The organism is Paracoccus marinaquae, assembly GCF_018860165.1.
Classification (GTDB): domain Bacteria; phylum Pseudomonadota; class Alphaproteobacteria; order Rhodobacterales; family Rhodobacteraceae; genus Paracoccus; species Paracoccus marinaquae.
Map to the genome: position 1 here is coordinate 16,355 of NZ_JAHKNG010000040.1, position 13,602 is coordinate 29,956.

The window sequence follows — 13,602 nt, forward strand, 5'->3', positions numbered from 1 at the left end:
TCATGTCGCACCCAATACCACAGCCATCCTTCAAGGCCCGCGCCGAGGCCGCCCTGGCCGACCGGACGCTGAAACTGGCCATCGACCGCACCACAGGGACCGCCGAGGCCAAGCGCGCGGCGGCCGTCGCGGCCTTCCCCGAGTTCGACGCCGCCCGCCGGCGTGGCCGCGCGATCAAGGACCATGTGATCGCGCATCTGGATCATTATCTGGAACAGTTCGAACGCAACGCGACCGCCGCAGGCGCCAAGGTTCACTGGGCGCGCACCGACGCCGAGGCCCGCGCCATCGTCACCCGCATCTGTCTTGACGCGGATGCGAAGCTGGTCACGCGCGCGAAATCCATGCTGGGCGAGGAAATCGGGCTGCCCCACGCGCTGGCCGATGCCGGAATCGAGCGGGTCGAGACCGATCTGGCGGAACATATCATCCAGCTGGCCGGCGAGGCGCCCTCGCATATCATCTGGCCGGCGATGCACCGGACCCGCGAACAGGTGGCCGAGCTGTTCAGGGCCGGCCACCAGCCGCCCCCCGCCGCCGAAGACCCGGCGACGATGGTGCAAAGCGCCCGGCGCGCACTGCGGGCGAAATTCCTGGGCGCAGACATCGGCATCTCGGGGGCGAACTTCCTGGTGGCCGACACGGGCGCGACCTGCACCGTCACCAACGAAGGCAATGCCGAACTGACCACCACCCCGCCGCGCATCCATATCGTGACGGCGGGGATCGAGAAGATCGTGCCCAGCACCGCCCATGCATTCGCGCTGCTGCGGCTGCTGGTCCGCTCGGCCACCGGGGGCGAGCTGACGCAATACACCACCTTCCATTGCGGGCCGAAACGTCCGGGCGATGCCGACGGCCCCGAAGAAATGCATATCGTGCTGGTCGACAATGGCCGCACGCGGATGCTGGGCGACGAATTCCGCGAGATGCTGCGCTGCATCCGCTGCGGGGCCTGCATGAATCACTGCGTCGTCTATCGCCAGATCGGCGGCCATGCCTATGGCGGCACCTATCCCGGACCGATGGGCTCGGTATTGACGCCGGTGCTGGACGGGCTGGCCGGCTCGCGCGATCTGCCGAATGCCTGTACGCTGAACGGCCGCTGCGAAGAGGTTTGCCCGGTCGGCATTCCGCTGCCGACGCTGCTGCGGGCCTGGCGGTCGCGCAGCTGGCGCGAGGGTCTGGAACCGGGGACGCTGCGGGCAGGGCTGGGGGTCTGGGCGATGCTGGCAAGGCGTCCGGCCCTCTACCGGCTGGCCAGCCGGATCGGGGTCCGGGCGCTGCGACTGTTCGGGCGGGGTGGCTGGATCGCACGCCTGCCGCTGGCCGGCGGCTGGACCCGCTATCGCGACATGCCACGCCCGCCGGGGCGCACCTTCATGGACCAGTATCGAAGGACCAGGGCACAGAAGGGAGGGCGTCGATGACCGCTCGCGACGACATTCTCGGCGCGATTCGCGCCGCCCGTGCCACGCCGGCCCGGACGGCCGAGGCGATCGCAGCCGAGGCCGCGTCCCTTCTGGACGCCCCCGAGACAACCCGGCCCGGTCTGGCGCCGGCAGCGGGCGATCTGGCCGACGCCTTCGCCCGCAAGGCAGGCGCGCTTGGCACCACGATCGAGCATCTGCCGGACATCGCCGCGATCCCGGCCGCGCTGCGCCGCTATCTGGACACCCATGGCCTGCCGGCATCGCTGGCCGTGCAGCCGGCGGCCGAATTCGCGGGGCTGGACTGGGGCGGTGTCGCGATCCATCGCGACCTGGCGCCGGACGAGCCTGCGGCCCTCGGGCTTGCCCTGTGCGGCATTGCGGAAAGCGGATCGCTGGTCGTCCATTCGGGGCCGGATGCGCCGGTGCTGCTGTCCTTCCTGCCGCTGCACCACATCGTCGTGCTGCGCGTCGACACGCTGCTGCCGCATCTCGAGGATTACGCCGCGCTGATGGCCAAGCAGGCGTCGCCGCGCAACGCGATCCTGATCACCGGTCCCAGCGGCACCACCGATATCGAGGGGAGCTATGTCCGCGGCGCCCACGGGCCGGGATTCCTGCATGTCATCCTCACCAGATCAACGGACTAACGTCCCAAAGCGAGCGCGAGATTGGCCGGAAAAGCTACAACGCAGGAGGCCAATAATACTGCGGATGCTCGCTGCGCGGCAATCACACCTAGGAGAATTCATGGACCAGACGCAGATAGCAGATCAGACGGCGGAATTCGTTGACCTGATCGAACGGGCGCGCGAATTGACCGTGCGCAGCCAGGCGAATGCGATGGCGAAAGCCAGCGGGCAGGATTTCTCGGTTGTCGATGCCAGATCCGTGGCCAGTGCCTATGCCCGCGCGGGTCTGGAACTGACCCGCAATCCCTGGGCGATGCTGGATTTCCAGATGAACCTGTGGAAAGACAGCGCGCAGGCTTGGGCCGGCGCCTGGACCGGCAAGGGCGAAGACAGCAAGGACCGCCGCTTTCGCGACCCGCGCTGGACAAGCAATCCGGTCAGCCGGGGACTGCGTGACGTGCATCTGGCCATCGAGCAGGCGGCCGAACGGTTGCTGGACACGCTGCCGCAGGGCGACAAGGAAAGCCTGCGGGTCAGGTTCTACACCCGGCAATTGCTCAGCGCGCTGTCGCCCAGCAACTATCTGGCGCTCAATCCCGCGGCACGGGATCGTTTTCTTGAAACCGAAGGGCGCAGTCTGCTGGACGGGTTTCGCAACCTGCTGGAAGACATGGAACGCGGCGACGGCCGGCTGGCCATCGCCACCCATGACCCCGAGGCTTTCGAGGTCGGCCGCGATCTGGCGACCACGCCGGGTCAGGTCGTGTTCCAGAACGAATTGATGCAGCTGATCCATTATGCGCCGCTGACCAAGACCCAGCACAAGCGTCCGCTGATCTTCGTGCCCCCGTGGATCAACAAATACTACATCTTCGACATGCGTCCCGATAACAGCCTGGTCCGCTATATGCTGGAACAGGGGCACAGCCTGTTCCTGATCTCCTGGGTCAACCCGACCAAGGAACATGCCGCAATGAGCTTCGAGGACTATATGCGCCACGGCCCCCTCGCGGCGCTGGATGCGGTGGAAAAGGCGACCGGCGAATCCGAGGTGGACATCCTGGGCTTCTGCATCGGCGGCATTCTGGTCACCGCCACACTGGCCTATCTTGCCGCCAAGGGCGACAAGCGCGTGAAGACCGCGACGACGCTGGCCACCATGGTCGATTTCACCGATGTCGGCGAACTGGGCGTCTTCATCGACCGCGACCGGCTCAAGGTGCTGCGCGAGCATATGGCCGAAAAGGGCTATCTGGAAAATCACCACCTTCAGGACATGTTCTCGATGATCCGCGAGAACGACCTGATCTGGTCGTTCCATGTCATGAACTACCTGATGGGCCGCAAACCGCCGGCCTTCGACCTGCTGTTCTGGAACAGCGACAGCACCCGCCTGCCCGCCGCGATGCTGCTGTGGTATCTTGAAAAGATCTATATCGAGAACGGCCTGCGCCAACCCGGCTACCTGACCATGGACGGCGTCCCGATCGACATTTCCAAGATCGACATCCCGTTTTATGTGCTGGCCACCAAGGAAGACCACATCGCCGTCTGGTCCTCGATCTATCCGACCACCGGCCTGCTGTCGGGCGACACCACCTTCGTGCTAGGCGGGTCGGGTCATATCGCCGGGGTCATCAATCCACCCTCGAAGCGACAGAAATACGGCTATTGGACCCGCGCGGACTATCCCGAATCGCCTTCGGACTGGCTTGCCGGGGCTGAACATCACGACGGATCGTGGTGGCCGCACTGGCGGGATTGGATCGACAGCCATGCCGATGGCGAACAGGTACCGGCCTATCAACCCGGAAAGGGAGGCCTGAAGCCGATCGAACCCGCCCCGGGCAGCTATGTCAGGGCAACCTGACGAACACCGCCGGACGGATCACATCAATCTGGCGGTATCCTGCATCGATATGAAATTCGGTCGCAGAGGGCGCTGCGACGAACCTCTGAACTCGTTGGACGGAGGCAATAATCTGCCAAGGGACCGGGTTGGCCGCTTCCACTGTGTGCTTAGGTGCAGGAGTGATCCACCTGTGCCGCCCTCATCTTGGCAAGTTCCCTGCCGCCACCGTCTTCACCCGCGATAGCGGGGTTTGTAGAAGGGCTAGACATGTTTGAATTTACAGACGCCGTTCTTCTGGCGCGGATCCAGTTCGCGTTCACTGTCAGCTTTCATTTTCTGTTTCCCGCATTCACGATCGGTCTCGCCAGTTTTCTGGCTGTTCTGAACGGACTGTGGCTCTGGACGAAAGACAGCAAGTACCTTGATCTGTTTCGCTACTGGATAAAAATTTTCGCCCTCGCCTTTGCGATGGGGGTCGTCTCGGGAATTGTCATGTCCTACCAGTTCGGAACGAACTGGTCGGTGTTTTCTGATCGTGCAGGACCGGTAATCGGCGGGCCTATGGCCTATGAAGTTCTCTCGGCATTTTTTCTGGAGGCTGGCTTCCTTGGCATCATGTTGTTCGGCAGAGAGCGCGTCGGGCCGACATTGCATATGATTGCTTGCATGGCAGTGGCCGCTGGAACGGCCGCTTCAGCCTTCTGGATCCTTAGCGTCAACAGCTGGATGCATACGCCGGCGGGCTTTGAGATCGACCCGGAAACCGGTCAATTCCTGCCAACGGATTTCTGGCAAGTTATCTTCAATCCGTCTTTCCCCTACCGACTCGCGCACACCGTTACCGCCGCATATCTGACCACGGCCTTTGTCGTCGGAGGGGTCGCAGCTCTTCATCTTCTAAAGGGACGAGCGCGGAACGCCAAGGTGAGTCCGGCGACGCGTACGATGTTTTCGATGGCGATGTGGATGGCGACAGTTTTCGCGCCGGTGCAGGTCTTTCTGGGTGACTTGCACGGCTTGAACACACTTGAACACCAGCCAGTCAAGGTCATGGCCATGGAAGGGCACTTCAAGAGCTATCCGGGCGGTGCGCCGCTCTATCTTTTCGGTATTCCGAACCAGGACGAACAGCGCCTTGACTATGCCGTAGGCATCCCGAAGCTCAGCTCGCTGATCTTGAAGCACGAACTGAACGCACCTCTGGCGGGGCTTGATACCGTTCCACGGGATGAGCAACCACCCGTTGCCATCGTATTCTGGTCATTCAGGATCATGGTCGCAATTGGATTCGGTATGCTCGGCATCGGCCTGTGGTCTTTGTGGGCAAGGATGCGCGGGCGCCTCTATGATCATCCCTTGCTTCATCGAGCCGCGCTTCTAATGACGCCGTCCGGCCTGATTGCCGTCCTTGCCGGCTGGTTTACGACAGAGGTGGGGCGCCAACCCTATACAATCTACGGCTATCTACGGACATCCGATAGCGCAGCACCATTGGATGCTGCCGCCGTCGGTGCGTCCCTCGTGGCCTTCGTCATCGTCTACTTCGCAGTCTTTGGAGCAGGAACCTATTACATTCTCAGACTAATGGGTCGCCCGCCAATGCAGAGCGAGCCGAGCGTGGCAGAGGAGATGGACAGCCCCATCCGCACTGCAGGCATCACACCCGCTCAGCAACTGACAATGAAGTCCAATCGCAACCGTATTTCCGGAGATTGACCATGCCGATAGCAGAAGGTGTGTCGCTCGACTTGACCGTAATCTGGGCATTCGTCATTGCGTTCGCAGTGCTCGTCTATGTCGTTCTTGACGGTTTCGACCTTGGATTGGGGATGCTGTTTGCAGTTGAGGGCGACAACGAGGACCGGGATATCATGATGAACTCGGTGGCTCCCGTTTGGGACGGCAACGAGACATGGCTGGTTCTTGGTGGCGGGGGCCTCTTTGCGGCGTTCCCTCTGGCCTACGCGCTGATCCTTCCCGCCCTCTACGTGCCGATTATCGTCATGCTTCTGGCGTTGATCTTTCGAGGTGTCGCCTTCGAATTTCGCTGGCGTACGCAGCGTTGGCGCCCGGTATGGGACCTGGCTTTCATCGGCGGTTCCACCATCGCGACCTTGGCGCAGGGAATCGCGCTTGGCGGGCTGTTGCAAGGTATCACTATCGACAAGGCGGCGCGCAGCTATGCGGGTGGTTGGTGGGACTGGTTGACGCCATTCTCGATCACGGTGGGCGTCGCACTGACAATAGGGTACATGCTTCTGGGAGCAACGTGGTTGGTCATGAAGACCAACGGCCCTTTGCAGACCCGAATGCGAAACCGTGCCTGGTTTTTGGGTCTCGGTACAGTTGCATTCATCGGCATTATCAGCCTGTGGACCCCGTTTCTTCAGGACGGATATTACAGCCGTTGGATTGGAGGATGGAATATCTTACTGGCGATCGTGGTCGCCGGTGCAGTCCTTCTGATCGCCTACGGAATGTTCAGGACACTACAAGTAAGAGAGCACGACTATTGGCCGTTCGTTCTCGCGCTTGCAATGTTCACCCTCAGCTTCGTCGGCTTAGGGATTTCGATGTTTCCTTATATTGTGCCCGTTGAAGTTACAATATGGGAAGCGGCGGCTCCTGAAAACAGTCAGGTTTTTATGTTGGTTGGCGCGACTTTTCTGATACCTGTGATCTTGGCGTATACGGTTTACTCATATTGGGTATTCCGTGGGAAAATTCATCCTGGAGAAGGGTATCATTAATGCGGCTAAGCGTCATAAGAATATTCTATTTTATTGGAATGTGGGTGGCCAGTGTCACGTTGATCGGTTTGGCGGCCTGGCTCATAAGATTATGGATTATCTGATACAGCGCTATAAAAGGACCTTTCCAGCGGTCATTGTTGCGGAAGATCACCGTGTAGCGGGTGACCCGATCGACAATCGTGGCCACATTGGCCTGTCCATACTCGGCTACAGTTGGTGTAAACGCAATAATAGAGATTATGGAACATCAACGAAATATTTCACGATAAATCAACCACCTATGTGGCGCTGTGTATCGCGCGAAGAATGGCGCTGCGACCCGTCATCGCTTGAGCAGACCGGCGATCGTTGCCGACAACCTCTCGTCTTCCTGGCTTGCCAGCATCAGATTGTCGGCAAGGTCGCAAATCGCTGCCAGCGCCTCGGCCTCCGTCCAGCCACTGGACATGGCCCGATCGATCAATGACAGGACCTCGCTTTCCAACGCCTCCTGGCAGTCGAGGCCGCGATCTGCGCAGTCGCCCTCATGTCTCGGTCGCTTCAACATCAGCCTATTCCCTGTCCGCCGTGAGTCCGACGCCTTCGCGGACGATCTGCATCCGCTCCGAAGAGAACGGCCGCAAAAGGTTCCCGGCAGCCTCATCGCTGCCGGTAAGCCAGGTTTCGTAATCCTGCGCATCCAGGATCACCGGCATGCGCGTCGGATGCACCGGCTTCACCAGCTCGTTCGCCGTCGTCGTCACCATTGTGTATGTGGTCCAGTCGCCGGCGTCCCCCTCGATGCCGGGCTGGCCTGCGCGCCACAGACCCGCGAAGGCGAAGGGCGGGCGATCTTCATCGCCCTTCAGAGCGAACCAGTAATCCGTTGCCGGGTTTCGTCCCTTCGCCTCACGAAAGGCACTGCCGGGGATCAGGCAGCGGCGGTGCAGGAAGCTGTCCTTCCACAGCCCCGACCGACGCAGCTTGTCGTCTCGCGCGTTGTTCCACGCCGCCGGCTGGATCGGCTTGCCTGTCTTCTTGCTGACCTGGGGCGTCAGAAACCCCCACCTCATATTGACCAGCTCACGCCGACCCCCGGCATCAAGCCGGACGACCGGAGCCTCATATTTCGGCCAGATCGCGGGGAGCGGCGCGAAGTTTCCCAGACGATCGAAGTCCGACGCCACCTCGAAGATCCGGCGCATGGCCTCCTGGGGTATCGTGTTCGCATACAAGTTGCAGATGGTCTTGCCTCACTGTCGCAGCCCGCCATAGGCCGCCGCGATCCGGGCAGCGATCCGGGCCAGTTCCCTGATGCGGCGCGGCGGCGGCTCGAACCGCGCCGCCATCCTCCAGGCGTCCCGCAACATTGGCCCCTTCGGGTGTCGTTCGCAAAGCAAATCCACCGCCGCCATGATCTCCGGCGCCAGCGGATCGCGCCGTGCGGCGCCCGCGGCCGCAGCATCGAGGGTCGCGATCGCGGCGGCCTGCGCTTCCCGGCCGGCGATCTGTTCCGACCATGCACCGCCGAAGGCGACATTGCGAAGTTGACCGGACCTGTCCATTTTGCCCCCTTGCCGAATGAGAACAAAAATAGAACATAGGCGGGCAACTGCCCATCCGCGAAATCTGGTGCCATGCCCCCCTTCCGAGTCCTCTATCTCGATATGAACAGCTTTTTCGCGAGCGTCGAACAGCAGCTCGATCCGGCGCTGCGCGGGCAGCCGGTGGCGATCACCGCCGTCGACTCGGACAGCGGCGCCTGCGTCGCCGCGTCCTATGAGGCCAAAGCCTATGGCGTGAAGACCGGCACTCATGTCCGGGATGCGCGGCGTCTCTGCCCGGGCATCGTCTTCCTGCCCTCGCGTCACCGCCTCTATGTCCGCTTCAACCTGGCCGTCGCCGATGTGCTGGACCGCCACGCCGAGCTGACCCATATCCGCAGCGTCGACGAGTTCCAGCTTGCGCTGTCAGGCGAGGCGCGCGGCCTGGCCGGTGCGGAGGCTCTGGTCGTGCGGCTGAAGGCAGCCGTCGCGGCCGAGGTCGGCTTTTGCCTGCGATTCTCCGCGGGAATCGGGCCAAACCATTTGCTCGCCAAGATAGCCGGGAAGCTGGACAAGCCGGATGGATGCCGGTGGCTCGGACCGGAAAATCTCCCCGACGCTATCGCCCATCTCTCGCTGGACGATCTGCCGGGGATCTCCGGTGCAATGAAGGCCCGGCTTTACCGCGCCCGCGTGTTCGACGTGCCTGCCCTCTACGCGCTCGATCCGCGCCACGCGCGTCTGATCTGGCGATCGGTGGAGGGGGAGCGGTTCGTGCGGATGCTGCAGGGCATGGAGATTCCCCTGATCGCGACCGAGCGCGGCGGATTCGGCAACAGCAAGGTGCTGTCGCCTGAATTCCGCGATCCGCGCCGCGCCTATCTGGTCGGCCGCTGGCTGGTCGAGAAGGCGACCGCACGCCTGCGGCGCGACGGTCGCGTGGCCGGTCGCTTCAGTCTGTCGGTCAGCTTCATGGCCGGCGGTGCCTGGTCGCGGAACGTAAGCTGTTTTCCCACCCAGGACACGGCGATCTTCCTGCGGCTTCACCGCGCCCTGTGGGTGCGCCTCTGGCGCACCGCACGACCGGGCGCGGTCATCAGCCTCGGCGTGCATCTCGGAGACGTGGGGATGCTGCATGACCGGCGCGGGGATCTTCTGATGCCCTTGGCACCGGCCGAGCTGACCAAAGGTGAGCGCGTCTCCCGCGCCCTCGATCAGATCACTGCCCGGCATGGTGAAGGGGCGATCCGCTTCGGTATGAATACGCCCCATCCGGGCTTCTTCGAGAGAGGGTAGGTCTGCGGGACGAAGTGTGAATTCGTTGCGGTTGCTCTAATGTCCGCGATTGATTCACATGACGAGCTACGTGGGTGTGGCTGTTCAGGAAAGCGCGACCAACTCCCTGAAGTCGGTCTCTCGGATGATGCGCAGCGCCTGACCCGCCTCTACCAACTCTTCCGCCTTCCGATGCTTCGACGATTTTTCGTGGCCTGCCAACTTCGTCACATCCAGGTCGCCAACAACAAGCATGGTCGTCTTCTTGGTGACGCTGTTCGCGACGTTGCAGCCCACGGAAGCCGCAAGGTCTGCGGCCTCACGGCGCGGTATTTCGAGCGCGCCCGTGAACACGATCACCTCGCCCGCAAGCGAGCCGTCCGGGTTCCCGACGCGTGTGATTGCGCTGGCCCCACTCGACGACGGGTCGATTGGTTGCAGGACGCGCTTGAGCATCGCGTCGAGGTTGAGACCGCTTTCCTGCATTGCCGCTAGCATGACGTGCCCCGCAGCCTTCGCATCCTCGAGCGCGTTGTGATGCTCGAAGGTGTATCCGATCATCTTGCAGACGTTCGCGAGGCCATAACCTGACTTCGCGCATTCCGCCCACGTCCTCCGGGCGACGCGGGCCGAGTCGAGCCAGGTGCAGGCGGGAGCAGAGATGGACCAACGACCGGCCGCTTGGTGCATCGCGACGCGGTCGAAGTGCGTATGGGTGACAACGACCTGCGACCCGAGGAACCGTTCTATGTCGGCAGCGGCATCCTTGAATGTAGGCGCGCCTTGCACGTCGCTTTCCGCGATGCCGTGGATCGAAATGTTGACGGGATCGAAGAAGTCGTCCGGGTCTATAAGCGAGTACCATTCAGACGCGAGCGCACCGTTCTCGAAGGCGGCGACGCCGATTGAGCAGATGGACGCCATGTCGGCGTTTGCGGTTTCAACGTCGATGGCAACGAATCTCATAGCGACATCTATCTCTTATTGGTCTGGCTGGAAATATAACGATGTAGGTTTCGTCAGCCAACGCACTCCGTTGATCTGCCCAAGCATGTGCCTTCATCAGAGCCGCCATCCATGCAAACCGCAGCATCCGTCAAAATGGGCTCGGAGTCGGCATTCGCCGCTCGCTACATGAACGACTGCAGTGGCGGTGAGCTGTCAAATGCCTTTGAGCGTCCCCCTTCGGGCCGCGCCCCCGGTTCCGGCCTTTCGGCCTCCACCCGAGCTGATCGGGACGATGCGCGCGGCTGCGGCGTCCGGTTGACCGTCTCGTCCCGAGCCGTCCCCCCGAACCCCGGTCCTGCGCGCCCTGCCCCGACGATCTCGGCCCTGGCGGGCGGGGCCGCTGACGCGGGCGCAAGGCGCAGAGCGAGACAGCATGGATCGAGCGACGCGCCGGGTGGCGATCCGGCACCAACCCTGCCCTTCGGCAATCGGCGAATGGCGGACCGCGAACGGCAGATGGCGAGTTACGCATTGCGATTTACGAATAACCCGGAACGCTGAACGAATTACGAGTCTGCATCGGAGGGAGAAGGAATTCTGCAGCCCGCGCTTGAGACGCGGGCCATGACCAGCTGATGACGTGACGGGGGATCGACCGGGCAAGCCCGGCTCACCCCCGACCCGGCAACTTTCCTGTTTGTTTCGTCCGCCACGCATCCCTGCGTCTGCCGGTCAAGGGGCAAGCGCCGCGCGTGCCGCGCGTCGTCGTCCAGGCTTACCGTGTCCTCGGCTTCGCCTGCGGGCCGCACCACCGCGCCTTCCCGACCCCGTGACAGTCAGCCCCAGGGCCACGGGCAGGGCTACGCCCTTCCCGCTCTGCTTTCCGAAAGGCATGGGCCTTTCAGAAAACAGTGCAGGAAGGTCCGCCCATCGGCGGAAAGGGGCAAAGACCTCGCCGCCCGTCGCAAAAGGAGAGGTCCATGCTGGACAATGCCGATCTGACCTATGTCTGCGCAGCCTGCCGCCATCGGTTCGAGGCCGCCGAACAGCCGTGCCGGTGCCCCAAATGCCGGGCCGTGGGCAAAGACCGCGATTTCCCGACCGCCGAAGCCGCCGAAATCGCCCGCCAGAACGATCTGTTCCGCCTCGGTCTGGTCGAGGGGATGCCCGCAGGCATGACGGGCCGGGTGTTCATGACGCCGGGCATCGCCAACCGTGGTCCGGTGTTTCAAAGCCTCTGCCTTGTCGCCGTCGCCACCTTCTCGGACTTCACCGAGGACAACGACCCATATGGCGATCACGGCTTTGCGGCGCTGACCGTCAACGAGGTCCGCATCTATTTCAAGATCGACCTCTATGACGAAACCTGCGCCTTCGGGTCCGAGGAACCCGCCAACCCGGGCCGGACCACCCGCGTCCTGACCGTCCTGCTGCCCTCCGAATACTGATCCCGCAATCCGGCCCGCCTCATGCGTCGCGCGTGGGCCGGGGCTGGCCTGTCGGGCAGGCCGCATCAGAGGGGTGGTGAACGTCCCCGGAACCGCAAACCTGAAAGGAGGTGAGAACAACGAACGAATGGCTTGAACAGCGCATCGCGGAAGCGTGGGCGCTCGTCAGGAAGGGCGGTCACTCCGCCAAGATCGGCCACGCCTTCCTGAACCAGCACGGGGCCATGTGACCCCCTCGCCTCAGCCCGTCAGGGCTGGGGCACCGATAACACGAGCACCATGTCGCAAACAAGGATAAGACCCCATGAAACAGAGTTCCATCACCACCGCCCCGATCCAGTATTTCCCGCTGGACGCGCTTTATCTGTCCGACCTGAACCCGAGGCAGGAGGCCGATCCCGAAGGCATCGACCTGCTGGCCGACAGCATCGCGGCCGTGGGCCTGTTGCAGAACCTCGCAGGCTTTGCCGACGAGGCCGGAAAGGTCGGGATCGTCGCGGGCGGTCGCCGCCTGCGCGCCCTGACCCGCGCCTTTGAACGTCATGCCGATCTGCTGGACCGCCGCCCGGAACTGGCGGAAATCCCGGTCAGGCTGACCACCGACGAAGCCACCGCGCGGGCATGGGCCAGCATCGAGAACGCGGCGCGCGAGGATTTGCACCCCGCGGACGAAATCCGCGCCTATGGCCGGATGGCCGAGGCAGGCAGCGACGTGCCCGCCATCGCCCGCGTGTTCGCCGTGACCGAAGCCCATGTCTATCGCCGCCTTGCCCTTGCGGCCCTGCCCGCCCCGGTCCTCGATGCGCTGAAAGCGGGCGAGATCAGCCTTGAGGCCGCGAAATGCTTCACCGTCGCCCAGGACGAGGCCCTTGCGCTCGATATTCTGGACCGGATGCGCGGTCAGGACGTGTCGGCCCACCGTCTGAAACAACTGCTGCAACCCAAGGCGATCCGCGCCACCGACCGGCGCGCGGCCTATGTCGGCGTGGACGCCTATGAGGGCGCGGGCGGGCCGATCACCCGCGATCTGTTCGGGGGCGAGGTGTTCCTTGGCGATGCCGATCTGCTGGACCGGCTCTTTGCCGAAAAGCTGGCGATGGACGCCGAGGCCATCGGCCACGGCTGGAAATGGGTCGAAACCAGCCCCGACTCGTGGATCGAATACGAAGTGACTGCGAAGCTCGATCGCATCTATCGCGTCGAAGGCGATCTGACCGAGGAACAGGCCGAGCGTTACGACGAGTTGTCGGAACTGGCCGAGGCCGGGGCACTGGACGAGGAAGGTCAGGCGGAACTGGATACGCTGGAAACCTTCGCGCGCGGCGATTTCACGGACGCGCAGCGCGAACATGCCGGGCTGTTCATCTTTGTGGACAGCAACGGCCAGTTGACTGTGCAGGCGGCCTATATCCGCGCCGAGGACCGCGAGGCCGCGATTGCCGCCGAAGTCCTGACCGGCTTCGCCGCACGCAGCCGCGACGGCGGCAGCGGCACGGAGGCCGCGCCGAAACCCGCCATCAGCAACGCGCTGCGCGACGATCTGAACCGGGTTGCCAAGGGCGCGCGCCAACATGCCGCGCTGCGCGATCCCGAATTGCTGATCGACCTGTTGGCCTGTTGATTGCCACTGAGAATTGACCCGGCATTGTCACCGAGATCTGACCCACCCGGTTGTTATGTTCTGCGCGTCATGTTGGCGTCAATGCAGATGTCTCCTTTCGTTTCTTTTTCGCCGTCTCGG

General features: G+C 63.0%; 13 protein-coding genes. 8 read left to right on the forward strand and 5 right to left on the reverse strand.

Features of this window, described 5'->3' with window-relative positions:
* The first annotated feature begins 2 nt into the window (after positions 1 to 2).
* The 5 genes from KNW02_RS16800 to cydB all read left to right on the forward strand — a co-directional run bounded on the left by KNW02_RS16800 (position 3) and on the right by cydB (position 6,664).
* Complete coding sequence (locus KNW02_RS16800; RefSeq protein WP_216034390.1) at positions 3 to 1,430, forward strand: lactate utilization protein B; 1,428 nt, start codon at positions 3 to 5, stop codon at positions 1,428 to 1,430.
* Positions 1,427 to 2,080: a LutC/YkgG family protein gene (locus KNW02_RS16805; RefSeq protein ID WP_216034391.1), complete on the forward strand. Its 654-nt coding sequence runs from the start codon at positions 1,427 to 1,429 to the stop codon at positions 2,078 to 2,080. Before KNW02_RS16800 ends, KNW02_RS16805 begins: the two co-directional genes overlap by 4 nt.
* Before the next feature lie 100 nt (positions 2,081 to 2,180).
* Positions 2,181 to 3,932 (forward strand): class I poly(R)-hydroxyalkanoic acid synthase, encoded by a 1,752-nt coding sequence (gene phaC, locus KNW02_RS16810; RefSeq protein WP_216034392.1) that lies wholly within the window; start codon positions 2,181 to 2,183, stop codon positions 3,930 to 3,932.
* Positions 3,933 to 4,181: 249 nt separating this feature from the next.
* Positions 4,182 to 5,630: a cytochrome ubiquinol oxidase subunit I gene (locus tag KNW02_RS16815; RefSeq protein WP_216034393.1), complete on the forward strand. Its 1,449-nt coding sequence runs from the start codon at positions 4,182 to 4,184 to the stop codon at positions 5,628 to 5,630.
* Positions 5,631 to 5,632: 2 nt separating this feature from the next.
* Complete coding sequence (gene cydB / locus KNW02_RS16820) at positions 5,633 to 6,664, forward strand: cytochrome d ubiquinol oxidase subunit II (protein ID WP_252734029.1); 1,032 nt, start codon at positions 5,633 to 5,635, stop codon at positions 6,662 to 6,664.
* A gap of 25 nt (positions 6,665 to 6,689) precedes the next feature.
* Here the strand turns inward: cydB and KNW02_RS16825 are convergent, their stop codons facing one another.
* The 4 genes from KNW02_RS16825 to KNW02_RS16840 form a co-directional block, all read right to left on the reverse strand.
* Positions 6,690 to 6,854, reverse strand: coding sequence for a hypothetical protein (locus tag KNW02_RS16825; RefSeq protein WP_216034394.1), 165 nt, complete (start codon positions 6,852 to 6,854; stop codon positions 6,690 to 6,692).
* Positions 6,855 to 6,989: 135 nt separating this feature from the next.
* Positions 6,990 to 7,214, reverse strand: a complete 225-nt coding sequence (locus KNW02_RS16830; RefSeq protein ID WP_216034395.1) for a hypothetical protein — start codon at positions 7,212 to 7,214, stop codon at positions 6,990 to 6,992.
* 4 nt (positions 7,215 to 7,218) lie between these two features.
* On the reverse strand, positions 7,219 to 7,881 hold the full coding sequence (locus KNW02_RS16835; protein WP_256447757.1) for an SOS response-associated peptidase: 663 nt from the start codon (positions 7,879 to 7,881) through the stop codon (positions 7,219 to 7,221).
* Positions 7,882 to 7,899: 18 nt separating this feature from the next.
* Positions 7,900 to 8,211: a hypothetical protein gene (locus tag KNW02_RS16840; protein ID WP_216034396.1), complete on the reverse strand. Its 312-nt coding sequence runs from the start codon at positions 8,209 to 8,211 to the stop codon at positions 7,900 to 7,902.
* Positions 8,212 to 8,313: 102 nt separating this feature from the next.
* Between KNW02_RS16840 and KNW02_RS16845 the strand changes: the two genes are divergently transcribed.
* Positions 8,314 to 9,486, forward strand: coding sequence for a DNA polymerase Y family protein (locus KNW02_RS16845; protein ID WP_252734032.1), 1,173 nt, complete (start codon positions 8,314 to 8,316; stop codon positions 9,484 to 9,486).
* 84 nt (positions 9,487 to 9,570) lie between these two features.
* On the opposite strand, the gene KNW02_RS16850 is transcribed toward KNW02_RS16845, so the two are convergent.
* The gene (locus tag KNW02_RS16850) at positions 9,571 to 10,431 is read right to left on the reverse strand and encodes an exonuclease domain-containing protein (protein WP_216034398.1); all 861 of its coding nucleotides are present in this window, start codon (positions 10,429 to 10,431) and stop codon (positions 9,571 to 9,573) included.
* 962 nt (positions 10,432 to 11,393) lie between these two features.
* On the opposite strand from KNW02_RS16850, the gene KNW02_RS20935 reads away from it, so the two are divergent.
* Both KNW02_RS20935 and KNW02_RS16860 read left to right on the forward strand, forming a co-directional pair.
* Positions 11,394 to 11,861, forward strand: a complete 468-nt coding sequence (locus KNW02_RS20935) for a DUF3768 domain-containing protein (protein WP_252734034.1) — start codon at positions 11,394 to 11,396, stop codon at positions 11,859 to 11,861.
* A 304-nt stretch (positions 11,862 to 12,165) separates the two neighbouring features.
* Positions 12,166 to 13,482: a ParB/RepB/Spo0J family partition protein gene (locus KNW02_RS16860; protein ID WP_216034399.1), complete on the forward strand. Its 1,317-nt coding sequence runs from the start codon at positions 12,166 to 12,168 to the stop codon at positions 13,480 to 13,482.
* Positions 13,483 to 13,602 lie beyond the last annotated feature (120 nt).

Coding starts and splice junctions, on each gene's coding strand:
- KNW02_RS16830 (WP_216034395.1), bottom strand. CDS start 7,214: ATGTTGAAGCGACCGAGACATGAGGGCGACTGCGCAGATCGCGGCCTC.
- KNW02_RS16840 (WP_216034396.1), bottom strand. CDS start 8,211: ATGGACAGGTCCGGTCAACTTCGCAATGTCGCCTTCGGCGGTGCATGG.
- KNW02_RS16860 (WP_216034399.1), top strand. CDS start 12,166: ATGAAACAGAGTTCCATCACCACCGCCCCGATCCAGTATTTCCCGCTG.
- KNW02_RS20935 (WP_252734034.1), top strand. CDS start 11,394: ATGCTGGACAATGCCGATCTGACCTATGTCTGCGCAGCCTGCCGCCAT.
- KNW02_RS16800 (WP_216034390.1), top strand. CDS start 3: ATGTCGCACCCAATACCACAGCCATCCTTCAAGGCCCGCGCCGAGGCC.
- KNW02_RS16845 (WP_252734032.1), top strand. CDS start 8,314: ATGAACAGCTTTTTCGCGAGCGTCGAACAGCAGCTCGATCCGGCGCTG.
- KNW02_RS16850 (WP_216034398.1), bottom strand. CDS start 10,431: ATGAGATTCGTTGCCATCGACGTTGAAACCGCAAACGCCGACATGGCG.
- KNW02_RS16815 (WP_216034393.1), top strand. CDS start 4,182: ATGTTTGAATTTACAGACGCCGTTCTTCTGGCGCGGATCCAGTTCGCG.
- cydB (WP_252734029.1), top strand. CDS start 5,633: ATGCCGATAGCAGAAGGTGTGTCGCTCGACTTGACCGTAATCTGGGCA.
- KNW02_RS16805 (WP_216034391.1), top strand. CDS start 1,427: ATGACCGCTCGCGACGACATTCTCGGCGCGATTCGCGCCGCCCGTGCC.
- phaC (WP_216034392.1), top strand. CDS start 2,181: ATGGACCAGACGCAGATAGCAGATCAGACGGCGGAATTCGTTGACCTG.